Source organism: Pseudomonas sp. TWR2-1-1 (genome assembly GCF_049897045.1).
GTDB lineage: Bacteria > Pseudomonadota > Gammaproteobacteria > Pseudomonadales > Pseudomonadaceae > Aquipseudomonas > Aquipseudomonas versuta.
The window spans coordinates 447,287-463,243 of sequence record NZ_JAFCVM010000001.1; the positions used below are offsets into that span (position 1 = coordinate 447,287).

Below are 15,957 nucleotides of genomic sequence, written 5' to 3' on the forward strand. Positions count from 1 at the left end.
GCGGGAGATTGCGGTGTTTTTCTGTAGGAGCTGGCTTGCCAGCAATTCAGGCTGCGAGGTCTGGCATCTGCACTCAGAAATCGGCCTTGAGCGACATCACGAAGTTGCGCGGGTCGCCGTAGAAGTTGCCGAAGCCTTCGGTGCCGACGGTGGCGTAGTAGCGCTTGTCGAACAGATTGTTGCCGTTAAGTGCTACCGACCAGGTGTCATCGATGCGGTAGCCGATCCGGCTGTTCCAGATCGCATAACCGGCCTGGCTGATGTCGATGCCGCTGATGGGTGAGACCCGGTAGTTGCTGCTCTGGGCATTGACTCCGGCGCCGACTGTGACGCGGTCCAGTGAGCCGTCCAGGGCATAGTCGGCCCACACGCGCAGCAGGTGGCGCGGCACATAGGTGTTGTAGGCCAGACCATCCTGGTCGTCATTGGCATCTTCCAGAACCTTGGTCTGGGTGTAGGTGTAGCCGGCCAGCACTTGCAGGCGCTCAATGACTTCGCCACTGATTTCAGCTTCGAAACCTTGAGCCTGCACCTTGCCGGAGTTCTGTGAGCAAGTACTGTCCGGGCACAGAGGATTGTCCTGGGCCGCGTCTTTCTGAATGGTACGGAACAGGTTGAAGGAGCTGTTCAGGCGTCCGTCGAACCATTCGCCCTTGATCCCCACTTCATAGCTGGTGCCGATCAATGGCTTGAGGGTTTCGCCGTTGAGGGTTTTGTAGCCGCCCTGCGGGGTGAAGATGTCCGTGTAGCTGGCATAGGTGGTCAGGTTGTCGTTGAGGTCGAACAGTACGGCCGCGAACGGGGTGACCTGGCCGGTTTCGGTGGCCCTGGAACTGACTGGCGTGCCTTCGCCCTGGTACCAGGACTCGCTCTCGCTGTCGGACTTGTACCAGCTCACGCGGCTACCCAGCACGAAGGTCAGCGGCTCGGCCAGCTTCAGGCGGGCCGTGGAGTAGACACCGTATTGTTTGATCCTCATGTCCATCGGGCCGCCCCGTGAGGCATGACTCAGGTAGTAGCTGTCATCAGGTTTGGGCAGGTGATGATCGGGGTTGAGTACATTCTGGCGCTGGGGCAGGACGGCCACGGCGTAAAAGTCATCCTTGTGCGAACGGCTGGCGTTGGCGCCGATGGTCAATTCCTGCTCCTGGCCAAGCGCCTCGAATTTGCCGTTCAGGTAAGCGTCGAAGCCATAGTCAGTCTGGTCATAGTCATAGATGCTGCCCAGCATCAGGGTTCTGGTGCTGGTAGCACCCACCGGTACCGAACCGCTGGGGAAAGCGTATTCCATGTCCTGGGTGTTTTTTGAATAGACCCCCGCGACCTTCAGTGCCCAGTCGTCATTGAGTTGCTGCTTGAGGTCGCCGAACCAGGTGGTGCGCTTGCTGCGCTGGTTGTTCCAGGCGGTGTTCAGGCAGGTTGAACGTTTGAGTTTCAGGTCGCTGCCATCGGCGTAGCGCGGCAGCCCGCCCCAGCAGGGGGTGGCATCCACATCTTCATAGGCCAGGCCCACACCGAGGGTGGTATCGGGGCTCAGGTCAAAATCCAGGGCGCCATAGTAGATCTGGTCTTTGCGTGCGCCGATGTCATAGAAATACTGCCGGGTCTGTTGGGTCAGCACCGCCCGGCCGCGCAGGGTGCCGGAATCATTCAAAGGGCCGCCGGTATCAACCTGGCCCCGATAGTTGTCCCAGGTGCCTGCAGACAGTGACAGCTGGGTGTGAGGGGTGGATTCGCCGCGTTTGCGGATGAAGTTCACCGCCCCGGCCGTGCCGCCCGCGCCTTTCATCATGCCTGCGGCACCGCGCAGTACCTCGACCCGGTCGTAGATCGCCATGTCGCTGTTGAAGCTGTCGGCCTGGACGTAGCTGCTGCCGATGTCCAGCGGCACGCCGTCGTACTGGTACTGGCCGGTCATGCGAAAGCCCCGAGAGTAGAAGTACTTGCCGCCCATGGGGGAGTCATAAACGGTAATGCCCGGGGTCTTTTCCATGACCTGTTCAATGGTATTCAGGTTCTGGTCATCGAGCATTTTGCGGGTGATGACGGTAACCGATTGCGGGGTCTGTTTGAGGGTGTGTGAACCCTTGCCGATGGTCACCGCCTGTGCGGTGTAGGAGCCCGAGCCTTCGGTCGTGGCGTCGGTGCTGCGCTCGGTGATGCTGGTGACCCCCAGTTGCAATGCTTCGCCGGTTTGCGGTGCCGGTTCGACACTGAAGTTGCCCTGCCCGGTGATACGCAATTGCAAACCGCTGCCCCGCAGTGCGGCCTCCATGGCCTGTTCGGGTGACATGTGGCCGATCACCGCCGGTGCCTGCTTGCCCTGCACCAGCGCCGGTTCCAGCGACACGATCTGGCCGCTCTGACTGGCGATGGTGTTAAGGGTACTGGCCAGGTTGCCGGCCGGCAGATTGAAGCTCAGGTCTTGCGCCAGGGCAGGACTGGCCATGGTTGCCAGGGCAACGGCGAGGCAAAGGGTTTGGGGCCACGGGTTGAGCACAGCATTCTCCTGATCGTGTGAAAGTCTCAGGAGATAGGTGCGCCGAGAAATCAAAACCGGACACCGATGCGAACAATTATCAAAAAAAACTTTCCACGGCCGTTAAACCGCCCCGATCAGGGTCAGCCACGGACTGTAACGATCCACGCGAATCGGCAGGGTTTCAGCCAGTGCGGTGAAGGCCCGGTCGGGATCGTTGAGCGGGTAGACGCCCTGCACCCGCAGGCCGCGAACCTGGGGGGCAACGCGCACCAAACCACGGGTGTAAGGGCGCAGGGCCGCGACCACTTGCTCCAGCGGATCGTCCAGCACGTTCAGTTTGCCGTTAAGCCAGTCAGCGCGACGGCGCTGGTCACCCTCCACAGGAACGATCTGCCGGGCATAGAGCAGTGCCGACTGACCTTCGTCCAGGTTCAGGGACATGCCGTTGAACAGCTGTGCCTGCACGGAGTGTTGCAGCACCACCACCCGGCTTGCTGCGGGCTCCTGAGCCACCAGAAAGCGACTTGCCGAAGCACGGATTTCACCTTCTGCGGTGCGTACGCAAAAGGGCCGGCCCGCATCGGCGGCCACCTCAATCACCAACTCGCCGTGACGCAGAATCAGCAGCCGTTGTCGGTCATCGAACCTCAGGTCCACGGCACTGTTGGCGTTCAGGCGCAGGCGGCTGCCGTCAGCCAGGTTGAAGTCCTGGCGCTGGCCACGGCCGGTGGACAGATCGGCCAGCAGCGAATCACCCATCGGGCTGCGCGCCCCTAGCCACAAACCGCCACCGAGCAGGCCCAGGCCGGCAATAGCGCGCAGCGTGTCGCGCCGGGTTGCATGGGGTTGCAAGAGCAATTGACGGGCTTCACCGGCTTGTCCGGGCAGCCGATTATCCAGTGAACGCAGAGGGCTGAAGGAGCCGCTGAGGCGCTGCTGCAATTTGTCCCAGGCCTGAACATGTGCGGGGTCTTTGGCCAGCCAGGCGTTGAAGCGCTCTTGCAGCATTGCGTCGGGAGTGCCGGCGCGCAGTTGCACCATCCAGTCGATGGTCTGTTCGCTCACCGGGTCCAGCCGCTGCTTGCTCACAGGCCGGCCTCGCTCAGGTAGCACTGGCGCAATGCCTGTTTCATGTAGCGGCTGACAGTGCGTTCGGACAGCCCCAGTTTTTGCGCAATTGCCACGTAACTCAGGCCGTCCAGCTGGCTGTAAAGAAAGGTGGCTTTGACGATCATCGGCAAACCGTCGATCGCCCGATCGATGGCAACCAGAGCTTCGATCAACTGCAACTGTTCTTCGGGGGACGGCGCCACGGCCTCGGGCAGCAAGGCCAGGCGATCGAGATAGGCGGTTTCCAGTTTGCGCCGACGGTGACGGTCGAAAATCAGGCGCCGGGCAATGGTGGACAGGTACGCCCGGGGCTGTTCAATGCTGTCCGGATCTACCCGCGCCGCCAGCATCTGGCAAAAAGTATCGGCGGCGGTGTCCTCTGCGTCGGCGTGATTACGCAGGCGGCGCTGAATATGTTGCAGCAGCCAGCGATGGTGGCTGCTGAAAAAAAAGCCCAGTTTTTGGGTCGCAAGAGGGTGCACCGGTCGGGTTTCCAGATGTTAGTGCGAATAGTTCTCAATAGTAGCGGCCACATGATGGCCACTGCAATCGCAGACTTCTGTCAGGCAATCCGGAAATGGGGTTGGGGGGGCGATTCAGGCGCCGCGGTTTGCTGGGCACTAGCGGCGCTGCCATCGCGGGCAAGCCCGCTCCCACAGGGGGAGGGGCAGATTGCGGTGTTTTTCTGTAGGCGCTGGCTTGCCAGCGAGTTCTGCCTTGAAGACAGCGGCGCTGCCATCGCGGGCAAGCCCGCTCCCACAGGGGGGGGGGGCAGATTGCGGTGTTTTTCTGTAGGCGCTGGCTTGCCAGCGAGCTTTGCTTTGAAGTCAGGGGTGGTGCGAGGTGCTCAATAGGCAAAAGCGCTGCGGTGTTTTTGCACGAAATCTTCCCAGGTCACGGGCTGGCGGCCGGTGATGCCGGGGAAGTTGTCGAAGGTCTCTTCAACCCCGGGAATCTGCCGTGCAGCCATGCGCGTGAAGTTGTCATGCACGCAGGTCATGTAGGCCATTTCGGCTCCGGCCGCGCGCATGTTTTCCAGGAACACGTCAGGTGACTTCGCGTTGTAACGGAACGGCTGGCCCAGGACTCGGGTCATGATGGCGGCGATGTCGCCGTAGGACTGCACGTCGTAGCCCAGGCGGTAGGTCTTGCCAGCGTGTTTGAGCGGGTGCAGCAAGGTTTGTGCAGCGACGCGGGCGACGTCTTCGCCATCGACCCAGCTGAAACGCGCATCGCCGGTGTATTGCTCGATAACGCCTTCTTTCACTGCCTGGGTGCCGTCGTAGCTGAGCAGATTTTGCATGAAGCATTCAGGGCGCAGGTGGGTGAACGAAAAGCCTGACCACTCGATGTAGCGTTCAACGAACTGGTGCCAGGCCCAGTGTCCGATGGTGGTGTCATCCCGTCCGCAGGCACCCAGATGCACGATGTGTTGCACCCCCGCTTTTTTCGCCTGATCCACAAAGGCCTTGCTCTGGCGCAGCATGTGGACGGTGTAGCCCGTCACCAGAAACGCGCGATCAATCCCTTGAAGTGCCGGGGCCAAGGTTTCTTCCTTGTCGAAATCCAGAATCACCGTACGAATGCCTTGGGCCTCGAATGGCTCGGCCTTGGCCGGGGAGCGCACGGCCGCCACCAGGGTGATGCTGTCATCGTTCAGCAGGTTTCGCAGGGTGTCGCCGCCGATCTGGCCGGTGGCCCCGGTAATCAGAACGACAGGTTTGTGCTGGGTCATGGGAGCGCCTGTTGGTAGAGGTAGGTCTTGGCCTTCAGCTTACTGGGGAAAATTAGTCATATATGCGATACATTTTACCGAATTGATTGAATTTAATTCACTAATGCGGGGCGGCCATGTTTTCTTCCGAGCGCTTGAAGGGCATCGATGTGTTTGTGTGTGTCACCGAAGCCGGCAGCTTCAAAGCCGCTGCCGAGCGCCTGAACCTGAGCGCTTCGGCAATCAGCAAAGGTATTGCCCGGCTGGAAAGCAGGCTGGATGTGCGCTTGTTCAATCGCACCACGCGGCGTTTGGCATTGACCGATGCCGGGGCGGCTTTCTATCGGACCTGTACCGGGGTGCTGGCGGAGCTGGAGGAGGCCGAGTTATCCATCCAGGCGGAAAATACCGAGCCGCGTGGCAGGCTGCGGATTGATCTGCCGGCAGCGTTCGGGCGGTTGCTGGCGTTGCCGGTAGTGCTGCAATTCGTGAAGGAGCATGCGCTGTTGCTGCCGCACATTTCGTTTTCAGACCGCTTTATCGACCCGGTTGAAGAGGGGGTTGATATCGTCGTCCGGGTCGGTGGTTCGGATGTATGGCCTGCAGCGCTCGGGCATCGTTACCTGGGGCGTGAACGGCATGTGTTCTGCGCCGCCCCGGCTTACTTGAAAATCCACGGCACACCTGAGACCGATCGCGACCTGGAGCACCATCAGTGTGTGGCCTATGGCCGGGCAGACGGTACGGTCAGCCCCTGGCGTTTTTCCGGCAGCCGGCCCGGTGAGACCGAGCGCCGGGTGATGTCTGCCAAATACATCGTCGGTGATGGCGAGGGGCAGGTAATGACGGTGCTGGCGGGGTGCGGGATTGCGCAGTTGCCGACCTGGCTGATCAAGCAGCAACTGGCCGACGGTTCATTGGTGCAGGTGCTGCCGCATTTGGCCAGCGAAGGCCTGGCGATCAATCTGGTGTGGCCAAAAAGCCGCCAGGCGTTGCCCAAGGTCAGTGCCTTGCTGGATGCCCTAGCGGCCGGGTTGATGCCGCTGGACGGGTAATGGCAGCGACTACGACAGCGGCAGCACCCGGTCGTGGATCACGCTTTTCATCACCAGGGTGGAGACCAGCCGTTGTACGTTGGGCAGCGAGGTCAGGCGCTCGTCGTACAGTTGCTGAAAGGCCTGCAGGTCTTTGGCGATGACTTGCAGCAGGTAGTCCGGATCGCCGAACAGCCTTTGCGCTTCGATGATTTGCGGGATCTGCGGTAAGGCTGCCTCAAAGTCTGCGACTGCCTGGCGGGTCACTTCGCGCAATGTCACGAACACAATCGCAGAAAAGCCCAGGCCCAGTTCTTTCGGCGCCAGCAGGGCCCGGTAGCCCAGGATCACCCCCGACTCTTCCAGTGCCCGCACCCGCCGATGGCAAGGCGAGAGGCTGAGCCCGACGCGGTCCGCCAGTTCAGTGAGAGAAAGGCGGCCGTCCGCATGCAGCTCAGCAAGAATCTTTCGATCAATTCGATCCATCCGGAAGATCCTTCTAATGGCGACGCGGCTGGTTGGGATAAACGAAAGATAATCCTATCAGCAATTCTCTAATCTTCTACTGGCAGCATTCGCTTGACCCGGCGCAATGCACAACCTCCCGGTTAGCTCATAGAAGGCAGACATTCCGTGACTCTCAGCATAGTGGCCGCCTTTTGGGCGGTGTCGTTTCTGTTCATCATCACCCCCGGCGCGGACTGGGCTTACGCGATTTCTGCCGGGATGCGCGAACGCCGGGTTGCGCCGGCTGTGGCGGGCCTGCTCTCGGGGCATTTGCTGGCGACCCTGATTGTGGCCGCAGGTATCGGCGCGCTGCTGGCCAAAAGCCCGCTGATCATGTCGCTGCTCACCCTTGCCGGCGCCCTGTATTTGCTCTGGTTGGGGATTGGCATGATCCGCCAGCCTTCCACCCCGCAGGCCGGACAGGTGCAGGTGGCGGACTCGTGGTTTCGCTGGGTGTGGAAGGGCACGTGCGTCAGTGGCATGAACCCCAAGGTGTTTCTGCTGTTTCTGGCCCTGTTGCCGCAGTTCACCGACCCGCTGTCGACATGGCCGGTCCCGGCGCAAATCATGGCCCTGGGCGCGTTGCATGGGGTGAGTTGCGCCGTGGTGTATCTATTGGTGGGGTTCAGCGCCCGGGCAGTGTTGCAGACCCGTCCGGGGGCGGCGAAAAACGTCAGCCGGGTGTCCGGGGCGGTGATGATCATCATTGCCCTGGTCCTGCTGGCGGAGCAGGTTTTACATTGAGCCTGTAAGATTGCCGGCGAGCCCGATCCTGACACCTGAATGTGGAACCGCCGATGAAACCAGCAGCGTTACTGACCCTGGCCCTGATCCTTGCAACCGGGTTCACCGGCACCGCCGCTGTCGCGGCTGGCGATGCCGAGGCGGGAGCCAGACTGTTCAGCAAAACCTGTGGCGGCTGTCACAGCGTCGGCGAAAACGCCCGGGGCGGGTTCGGACCGCAGCTCAACGGCATAATCGGCCGGCCAGCCGGGACCACGGCGGACTACCAGTACTCCGACGCGATGAAAAATTCGGGTGTGGTGTGGACGCGGGACAAGCTGGCCGCGTACATCGAGGCGCCGAAGAAAGTGGTGAGCGGTACGCGGATGATTTTCTGGGGCATCAGCGACCCGCAGAAGATCGACAACTTGCTGGCGTACCTTGAAACCTTTCAGGGGCAGTGATCACAGAATGTCTTTGAGGTAGTCCCTGAGTGTCAGCAGCGGGGCGTTGAGTTGCTCCAGCGTGCGGGCGCTTTGCACATCCAGCGACAGGCGCCCGAGCTCGCGGCCCATGGGCTTGTCGGTGCCGCCCAGGGCGTTCATGGCGAGGCCCAGGCAAGCATCGAGCTTGGCCTGAATGGCCGCGATATCTCCCTTGCGTACCAGCAGGGCAAAGACCTCGCGCTCGTAGTCCGCCATGACCAGGTCGTCGCGCAATATCGGGCTTGAGCCTTCGGTCTCATAGGCCAGTTTGAGCGCGAAAAGGGCGACTGTTTCCAGTGGCAATTCCATGAAACGGGTTCCTGTGCTGGGGTGCGGGGCGGCGATCATCGCTGTTCTGTCCGTGAAAAAAAAGCCTTGGACCTGCGCCCCCCGAGAAACCGGGGGATGCTTAACAAGTGACACCATCGGCCCGCTCCGAGCTCAAACCCCACAACACATCCAGTACATGTTGCGTGGAGCGCTCGACATCACCGTCACGGTGGGCAATCCCGAGCTGGCGCCACAACAAGGGCTGTAACGGGCGCATGGCGATCCGGCTGTCAGGCAACGGGGTGCAGGCTTCATGGGGCAACAAGGTCGCACCATAACCGGCCGCCACCAGGCTCTTGATTGCATCGTTGTAGTTCAGCTGAATACGTGGAGCGGGCTGGTGCCCATCACTGGCGAACCAGTCCGAGGTCAGGCGCGAAAGACGGGTCGTGTTGTCATTCAGAATCAAGGGCTGAGCGGCCAGCCAGGCGGGGGTCACTACATCGGGGCATTGCCCTCGGGCCGGCAGGAAGGCCATGACCGGGTCCCGGCGCCACGGCTCGATCCGCAAGTGTTTGACCGCGGTCTGTGGCAGCGCCACCAGACCGATCTCCAGAGAGCCTTCGGCCAGCCTGTGCAAGGTTTCCCGCGAGGTGAGCACTGCGACCTGCACATCGATAGCAGGATGGCGTTGATTCAAGGTCTCCAGCGCTTGCGGCAGCAACTGGGCGATGGCGCCGGTGGAAGCGCCCAGGCGCACGCGTCCGGCCAGCCCTTGCACCTGTCGTTGCACGTCCTCAAGTGCCTGCTGCGCATCCGCCAACAGAGCGCGTGCACGTTCCACCAGGGTTGCGCCAATGGCCGAGGGCTGGACCCGGCCGCGGGTGCGCGACAACAGCCTGGCGCCTACTCGCGACTCCAGGTCGGCGATATGCAGACTGACCGTGGGCGGGGCCAGGTTCAGCACTCGGGCCGCCTCGGCAAACGAGCCCAGGTCAGCAATAGCGACAAGTGTGCGCAGCCGGTCCAGGCTGATTTCACGCATTGGAGCGGTCCTTGTTCAGAAAATCTGAAGTTCATCGTTTGGAAATTCAACTTTTCCTATCTTAGCCCCTCGCTGAAGATTGCCGCTCCTGATTTCCTGAGTCCGAGAGCATTCCATGGCAAGTCCTCTGATCTTCATCGACGGCGACCAAGGCACCACCGGGTTGCAAATCCATCAACGGCTGCGCGGACGTTCCGATCTGCGCTTGATCACGCTCGACCCCGAGTACCGTAAGGATGCCCGGCGTCGTGCCGAAATCATCAACGCCTGCGACATCGCGATTTTGTGTTTGCCCGATGACGCGGCACGGGACGCTGTAGCGAGCATCGAAAACCCTGGCGTGCGGGTCATTGACGCCAGCTCGGCGCACCGTACCCATCCGGACTGGACCTATGGTTTCGCCGAGATGAACCCGCAACAGGCCCGGCGTATTGCCACGGCGCGTCGGGTCAGTAACCCGGGTTGCTATCCCACTGGCGCGATAGGGCTGCTGCGTCCATTGCTGGAGGCCGGTTTACTGCCCGCGGACTACCCGATGACCATTCACGCCGTGTCGGGTTATTCCGGCAAAGGGCGGGTCGGGGTGGAGGAATTTGAAGGGGAGGGTGCCGCGCAGGTGCCGGCATTTCAGGTTTATGGTCTGGGCCTGGCGCATAAACATGTTGCGGAGATCCAGCAACAAAGCGGCCTGCTGGAGCGGCCGATGTTTATCCCGGCCTATGGTGCTTTTCGCCAGGGCATCGTGCTGACCATACCTTTGCAACTGCGCCTGTTGGCGCCGGGCGTGGACGGGCAGCGGTTGCATGAATGCCTTGTGCAGCACTACGCCGATACGGCCCATGTCCAGGTGATGGCGCTGCAGCAATCCAAAGCGTTGACCTACCTTGATCCTCAGGCGCTGAACGGGACTGATGATTTGCAATTGGTGGTGTGTGAAAACCAGCAGACCGGCCAGGTGTTGCTGGCTGCTGTATTCGACAACCTCGGCAAGGGCGCTGCCGGAGCTGCGGTGCAGAATCTGGATTTGATGATGGCGGGGCAGGGTGCGCAGTAAACACTGAGTAACGCTGCCCCCCTGTAGGCGCCTGGCTTGCCAGCGATTGAATCTGTTGAGCGCAGGGATGAAGTCCAACGGAACGCAAGTGTGCCAAGGCCCTGCTTTGCGTTCCGAAGGCTTTTTTCAAGATGGAACAGTCGTCCATCAAATTACTCAAACTTCAGCAGTACAAAAACAGCCACTACCCAGACACCATTAACAATCAGCATGATTGATTTTATTTTCAGTAGACGTCTAAGGCGGGGAGGAAATTTTTCAAGATCGTCCGGGTCCAGTTCGCCGATGTGAAGTGATGACCTCGGGTAGATGATTATCTGGGTGATTTTTGCTATCTCCAGCAGGGACCAAATCAAACCTCGTTTTCCCAGACTCGGGCCCCAAAGATAAATATAACGGCTGTTCTTCAAGGCCTCTTTTATGGCGTCCAGATGACGGCGGCTTAGGTACAGGCTGTAGGCAAAATTTACAGCTGCAAGTAAAAGTGGTCCCGCCAAGAGCCAGAAAAGTAGCCAGGACCTCCAAAACTCCTCTGCTGTCATCGAGAAGATTGCTCGTACAGTATTTCACCCGTTCTTTCACCTATCTCACCACCGACAGTCGTTCCCACCCATGCGCCAGTACCTACTATTGCTGCAACACAGGCAACACCCAATATGCCTGTAGAAAAGCCAAGCGCCAGGCAGATCGGAGCACTGGCAAGTTGGCCTGCCTCGTTGCACATCAAGTCACTTAAACTTGATCAGCAGGGCTGCAACAGCCATCCAGGCAACAGAGGTAATCATTATGGTCATGTCGATGATCAGAAGACGTCTCAGGCAGGGCGGAAATTTTTCCAGATCGCCCGGGTCCAGCTCCCCGATGATAAGTGATGATCTGGGCATGATGATCATTTGGGTGATTTTGGACATTTCCAGGAGGGACCAGATCACTCCCCGTTTCCCCAGGCTCGGCCCCCAAATATAAATATAACGGCTGTTCTTCAATGCTTCTTTTATGGCGTCCAGGTGGCGGTGGGTGAGGTACAGGCTGAACGCAAGACCCGCAACTGCAAGCAGACCTGGAGTCCCAATAAAAAAAATCACAATCCACGGCGACCAAGTGTCGATACTGGTCATGGTTGTGTAACCTCGTAAATTGTCTCGCCTATGTATTCGCCACCTAAAGTACCCACAGTCGTACCTACCCATGCGCCAGTACCTACGATGGCTGCGACACAGACAACACCCCCGATACCTGTAGAGACGCCAAGAGCCAGACATATCGGAACACTGGCAAATTGGCCTATCCTTCCTCCCGCAGCACCAACAGCGGTGGACAAACTAAACTTCCCCCCTTCAGTAAACTTGACCTTCTCGCAAGCCGCCCCGGAATCGCCGTTACACACCTGCTGGATAGCCAGCAGCGACGACACGCCGCCAATGCCGATGCCGATATAACCGCCGGTCTTCATATACCGGGCAGCCCGACTGGTCGCCTCCACGTGGTTGGCATATCCCGGAATGTGCCCCGCTAATCCGGCTTTGTCCCAGTGGTGCACCAGGCTTCGACTGGAAATGCCAAGGGCGGTTTTCAACTTGGGATGATCGCCCAGGCTGGTCTGGCCCCGCAGGCGAGTGGAGTTCAGCAGGTGTGAATCCAGCTGGGTGAGCAGGTGTTTACGATCGGCGAAAAATTGCGGCGATTTTAGATGCCCATGCTGGCGATAACTTTCCTGATGCAAGCGTTCCATGGCTTGAAGGGTGTCGCGCAGCCTGCTCAGGTGGGTTTCCATTACCACTGCGCTGACGCCAAGCCAGGTCGAGGTATGGCCGCTAAAGCTGGCGATTTCAGCACCGTGGCGCAGCAGAAATTCGGCCTCTTGCGGCGTCAACGGATCCAGGGACTCGCTGACGTGCCGGGCCGCCTGCATCAACTGTGCTTCCTGGTAGGTACAGACGGTGTTATCCGGGTCGCCCAGCACAATCATCGTGCCGGCCTTGATGTCGCCGGAATCGGGATTGAGTGCCTGAAACTTGCGCATTACGGCCGAATCGCGCATGGGAAAAAGCGTGGCCTCCAGCGCTTCGCGGGTCATGCTTTTGGGCACGACATAGAAGCCCGGCTCCTGGGGTTGCGGGCGGTTAAATAGCTTAGGAGCAGGCTGGCCCGACGGGGCGAAAGTAGACTGGCGCGGCGCTACCGGGGGGCTGCTAACCGCTGAAGGCGCAGGCGGTGCGGTGCTTCTGGTGGTTTGCGGTGGAGTATTTTCGTTCTCGTAGTAGGCCGAGAATATCGAGGGAATCAGTCGGGCTTTACAGGGGCAATCGCTGAAACTGTCCAGCGTGCCAGCCACATGCCTGCCATGGCTCACGATATGGGCAATGCCACCCCGGATCCGGTAAGTTCCACCGTCCTTGCCACAAGAAACCCGGTCACCTTCGCAGGCGTGCAGGAGGCCAAACATAGTGACCCTGTTATCACCATCCAGCACTTTGCCGCCGCAGGTGGTTTTATCATCCAGGCCAATGAAATAACCCTTACTCATGACTTCTCTCCATTTAATCCGGTCGCGTCCAGGATATGTGCGACCGCAAATTGATCATCAGTTTTGAAAGCGGTTGAAGAGCCCGGCGCTCCAAATCAGTCAGCGCTGCTGGCTCAGATCTCAATGGCCAGGCTTTATGGTTTTTAAGCCGTTAGCCTGATGTTCTGTGAAGGACGAGTTGTCTCGCGTGCGCGCAAGTTTCGGGGAGAGTTGGTGGGTATAAAACGGGGGCAGCGATCCATTCACGTTGATGCTCCAGGTCCAAGGGTGTCAGCAGCGCTGCACTTTGAAGCCGTAACCGTCGAAAATAAATCAGAGCCCTCTGAAAAATAGTCGTCCATGAAAAATTGAAACTGCGCTCCCCCCCAAGCCCTTATCAAAGCCACCTCCAGAAGCATCGAGTGCTCTCGAGCGCACTCGCGCCCGTTTTTATTTGGTAAGGCCACTTTTCAATATTTATAAATTGGTCTTGCCAATATTTTTTTCGGCGTGTAGTTTTCGAGCCGTGATCATCCAGGCGGCATTCACGCTGCACACAATAAGAGGAGATCCGCATGCCCTGGTTCTATCTCCCGTTGCTGCAGCTCCCGCCGCTTCCCGCCCCCTGGTCCGCCTTGGCCAAAACCCGTAGCCCGCGTGCTATTGCCGGAGAATAAAAATGCTGACTGTGATCTGTAACGAGCCGCGTTCGCTCACGGCTGTCCAGAGCCCGATACCCGTGCGCCAGCCCGGTGAAACCCTGATCCGGGTCAAGCGCGTGGGGGTGTGTGGCACTGACCTGCATATCTTCACCGGCAATCAGCCCTACCTTGAATACCCTCGGGTCATGGGCCACGAGTTTTCCGGCATCGTCGAAGCGAGCGACGAAGGCAGCGGTCTGGTGGCCGGTGATGTGGTCTACGTGATGCCGTATATCTCATGCGGCACCTGTATTGCCTGCAGCAAAGGCAAGACCAACTGCTGCACCCGGATCCAGGTGCTCGGCGTGCACTGCGACGGCGCCTTTACCCAGTACCTGAGCGTCGCCCACCCGTTCATCCACAAGGCTGACGGGGTGTCCCTGGATCAGGCGGCAATGATCGAGTTCCTGTCCATCGGTGCCCATGCGGTGCGCCGCTCTAACCTTCAGGCCGGGCAACGGGTGCTGGTGGTCGGCACCGGTCCCATCGGTATGGCGGCGGCGATTTTCGCCGGGTTGCGCGGGGCCAGAGTCACCGTGCTCGATACCCGTGACGACCGCCTGGATTTTTGCCGCAAGCACCTGGCCATTCACGCCGCAGTGAAAATCGGCGAGGGCGATAAGCAAGCGCTGGCCGACCTCACTGAGGGCGACTTTTATGATGTGGTGTTCGACGCCACCGGTAACGCCCGGGCCATGGAGCGCGGCTTCGAATTTATCGCCCACGGCGGCACCTACGTGATGATCTCGGTGGTGCGTGATTCGATCACCTTCTCCGACCCCGAGTTTCACAAGCGCGAAGCCACCCTGATGGGCAGCCGCAATGCCACCGTCGAAGACTTCCGCTACGTCGAGCAATGCCTGCGCGACGGCTTGATCCCCGATCAGGCACTGAATACTCACCGCATTGCGCTCAGCGAGGTGGTCGATCTGTTCCCCACCTTGCTCGACCCGCAGCAAGGCGTGGTCAAAGCCATTATCGAGTGCTAGGCCATGAGCGATAGCCATCAATTCCCGCCGATCCTGCAGTTTGGCACCAGCCGTTTTCTCCAGGCCCATGTCGATCTGTTCGTGTCCCAGGCGCTGGAGCGCGGCGCTGCCCTGGGCCGCATTGCCGTGGTGCAGACCACCGACAGCCCGGCCAGCACTGCCCGCACTGCGGCGCTGGCCAGCGGCACGCCATACCGGGTGCTGATCCAGGGGGGCGACAAGGGTCAGGTGGTCGAGCAAAACCTCCAGGCTTCGGCGATCAGTCACGCGCTGCATGCTGGCGAGCAGTGGCCGGCACTGCGTCAGGGCTTTGTCGAACAGGTCAAGGTGGTGGTTTCCAATACCGGTGACCGTGGTTATCTGTTGGATCCACGGGACACGTCCGCGCTGCTCGCCCCACAGGCTGCGGCGCCGATCAGCTTCCCGGCCAAGCTTCTGGTTTTGCTCCACGACCGCTGGCAACACGATGCTCGCTCCACGCTGTCGCTGTTTCCCTGTGAACTGGTGGCGCGCAATGGCGATGTGTTGCGTGACTTGCTGGTGGCGCTGGCACGTAGCTGGGCGCTGGGCGAAGGATTCCAGGCTTACCTGACGCAGAACTGCCGTTGGGCCAACTCGTTGGTCGACCGTATTGTTTCCCGGGCTCTGGAGCCGGTGGGGGCGGTGGCCGAACCCTATGCCCTGTGGGCGATCGAGCGTCAGGAGGGGCTGACGCTGCCCTGCAGCCACGAAGCCATTGTGCTGACCGATGACCTCGATCATTACGAGCGCCTCAAACTGTTCACCCTCAATCTGGGCCACAGCTATCTGGCCGAGCGCTGGCTCAGTGACGGGCGCCCCGATGACGAGACCGTATACCAGGCGATGCATAGCCCGGCACTGCGCGCCGATCTGGAAACCCTGTGGGCCGGTGAAGTGCTCCCGGTATTCGCTGCCCTCGGCCAGCTGGATGCCGCCCGGCGCTATGTCGACAGTGTGCGTGAGCGCTTCGCCAACCCGTTTTTACAACACCGCCTGGCCGACATTGCCACTAACCATAAAGACAAGAAACAGCGTCGCCTGCAGCCCCTGATCGAGCTCGCCGCGCGGGTTGCGCCGGGCCTTGAGCAACCGGTACTGCGGGCCGTCCTGCTCAGCCAGCATTGAGCGGCGCACCAGAACTGTTGAGGATCCACCATGAACCTTGCACGCTCATCCTTACGGGTACTGAGCCCGGGAGATGACGTTGCCGTTGCGTTGAGTGCAGTCGGTACTTGAGGCGACGCCACGGGGCAGATCCGGAGATGGTTTGTCAGTGCCTTCCGAGGTTTCTCCAGTGTGCCCGGGCCTGTGTGATA

At 60.2% G+C, this 15,957-nt stretch carries 16 protein-coding genes; 6 read left to right on the forward strand and 10 right to left on the reverse strand.

The window, feature by feature from the left end; translation table 11 throughout:
- Positions 1 to 73: 73 nt before the first annotated feature.
- From ACP7BO_RS02155 to ACP7BO_RS02170, 4 genes are all read right to left on the reverse strand, one after another.
- On the reverse strand, positions 74 to 2,500 hold the full coding sequence (locus ACP7BO_RS02155; protein ID WP_426208389.1) for a TonB-dependent siderophore receptor: 2,427 nt from the start codon (positions 2,498 to 2,500) through the stop codon (positions 74 to 76).
- A 102-nt stretch (positions 2,501 to 2,602) separates the two neighbouring features.
- Positions 2,603 to 3,571 (reverse strand): FecR domain-containing protein, encoded by a 969-nt coding sequence (locus ACP7BO_RS02160; RefSeq protein WP_426208391.1) that lies wholly within the window; start codon positions 3,569 to 3,571, stop codon positions 2,603 to 2,605.
- The gene (locus ACP7BO_RS02165; protein ID WP_003443479.1) at positions 3,568 to 4,074 is read right to left on the reverse strand and encodes a sigma-70 family RNA polymerase sigma factor; all 507 of its coding nucleotides are present in this window, start codon (positions 4,072 to 4,074) and stop codon (positions 3,568 to 3,570) included. The genes ACP7BO_RS02160 and ACP7BO_RS02165 overlap by 4 nt, the downstream gene beginning before the upstream one ends.
- Positions 4,075 to 4,439: 365 nt before the next feature.
- Positions 4,440 to 5,327 (reverse strand): SDR family oxidoreductase, encoded by an 888-nt coding sequence (locus ACP7BO_RS02170; RefSeq protein WP_426208393.1) that lies wholly within the window; start codon positions 5,325 to 5,327, stop codon positions 4,440 to 4,442.
- 116 nt (positions 5,328 to 5,443) lie between these two features.
- Here ACP7BO_RS02170 and ACP7BO_RS02175 point away from each other — a divergent pair, with 116 nt between their 5' ends.
- Entirely contained in the window at positions 5,444 to 6,361 is a 918-nt protein-coding gene (locus ACP7BO_RS02175) for a LysR family transcriptional regulator (RefSeq protein ID WP_397455816.1), read from the forward strand.
- 9 nt (positions 6,362 to 6,370) lie between these two features.
- Here the strand turns inward: ACP7BO_RS02175 and ACP7BO_RS02180 are convergent, their stop codons facing one another.
- Positions 6,371 to 6,826, reverse strand: a complete 456-nt coding sequence (locus ACP7BO_RS02180; RefSeq protein ID WP_397455817.1) for an Lrp/AsnC family transcriptional regulator — start codon at positions 6,824 to 6,826, stop codon at positions 6,371 to 6,373.
- A 147-nt stretch (positions 6,827 to 6,973) separates the two neighbouring features.
- Between ACP7BO_RS02180 and ACP7BO_RS02185 the strand changes: the two genes are divergently transcribed.
- Both ACP7BO_RS02185 and ACP7BO_RS02190 read left to right on the forward strand, forming a co-directional pair.
- Positions 6,974 to 7,591, forward strand: coding sequence for a LysE family translocator (locus tag ACP7BO_RS02185; RefSeq protein WP_397455818.1), 618 nt, complete (start codon positions 6,974 to 6,976; stop codon positions 7,589 to 7,591).
- 53 nt (positions 7,592 to 7,644) lie between these two features.
- Entirely contained in the window at positions 7,645 to 8,034 is a 390-nt protein-coding gene (locus ACP7BO_RS02190) for a c-type cytochrome (protein ID WP_397455819.1), read from the forward strand.
- On the opposite strand, the gene ACP7BO_RS02195 is transcribed toward ACP7BO_RS02190, so the two are convergent.
- Positions 8,035 to 8,364 (reverse strand): hypothetical protein, encoded by a 330-nt coding sequence (locus ACP7BO_RS02195; protein ID WP_397455820.1) that lies wholly within the window; start codon positions 8,362 to 8,364, stop codon positions 8,035 to 8,037.
- Positions 8,365 to 8,464: 100 nt separating this feature from the next.
- Positions 8,465 to 9,370, reverse strand: a complete 906-nt coding sequence (locus tag ACP7BO_RS02200; protein WP_426208397.1) for a LysR family transcriptional regulator — start codon at positions 9,368 to 9,370, stop codon at positions 8,465 to 8,467.
- Positions 9,371 to 9,485: 115 nt separating this feature from the next.
- Here ACP7BO_RS02200 and argC point away from each other — a divergent pair, with 115 nt between their 5' ends.
- On the forward strand, positions 9,486 to 10,424 hold the full coding sequence (gene argC / locus ACP7BO_RS02205; RefSeq protein ID WP_426208399.1) for an N-acetyl-gamma-glutamyl-phosphate reductase: 939 nt from the start codon (positions 9,486 to 9,488) through the stop codon (positions 10,422 to 10,424).
- Positions 10,425 to 10,576: 152 nt separating this feature from the next.
- Here the strand turns inward: argC and ACP7BO_RS02210 are convergent, their stop codons facing one another.
- The 3 genes from ACP7BO_RS02210 to ACP7BO_RS02220 all read right to left on the reverse strand — a co-directional run bounded on the left by ACP7BO_RS02210 (position 10,577) and on the right by ACP7BO_RS02220 (position 12,951).
- The gene (locus ACP7BO_RS02210; RefSeq protein ID WP_426208401.1) at positions 10,577 to 10,966 is read right to left on the reverse strand and encodes a hypothetical protein; all 390 of its coding nucleotides are present in this window, start codon (positions 10,964 to 10,966) and stop codon (positions 10,577 to 10,579) included.
- 186 nt (positions 10,967 to 11,152) lie between these two features.
- Complete coding sequence (locus ACP7BO_RS02215) at positions 11,153 to 11,542, reverse strand: hypothetical protein (RefSeq protein WP_073510306.1); 390 nt, start codon at positions 11,540 to 11,542, stop codon at positions 11,153 to 11,155.
- Complete coding sequence (locus tag ACP7BO_RS02220) at positions 11,539 to 12,951, reverse strand: PAAR domain-containing protein (protein WP_426208403.1); 1,413 nt, start codon at positions 12,949 to 12,951, stop codon at positions 11,539 to 11,541. The genes ACP7BO_RS02215 and ACP7BO_RS02220 overlap by 4 nt, the downstream gene beginning before the upstream one ends.
- Positions 12,952 to 13,609: 658 nt before the next feature.
- On the opposite strand from ACP7BO_RS02220, the gene ACP7BO_RS02225 reads away from it, so the two are divergent.
- Both ACP7BO_RS02225 and ACP7BO_RS02230 read left to right on the forward strand, forming a co-directional pair.
- The gene (locus tag ACP7BO_RS02225) at positions 13,610 to 14,620 is read left to right on the forward strand and encodes a zinc-binding alcohol dehydrogenase family protein (RefSeq protein ID WP_397455823.1); all 1,011 of its coding nucleotides are present in this window, start codon (positions 13,610 to 13,612) and stop codon (positions 14,618 to 14,620) included.
- A 3-nt stretch (positions 14,621 to 14,623) separates the two neighbouring features.
- Positions 14,624 to 15,766: a mannitol dehydrogenase family protein gene (locus ACP7BO_RS02230; protein WP_426208405.1), complete on the forward strand. Its 1,143-nt coding sequence runs from the start codon at positions 14,624 to 14,626 to the stop codon at positions 15,764 to 15,766.
- The last annotated feature ends 191 nt before the right edge of the window (positions 15,767 to 15,957 follow it).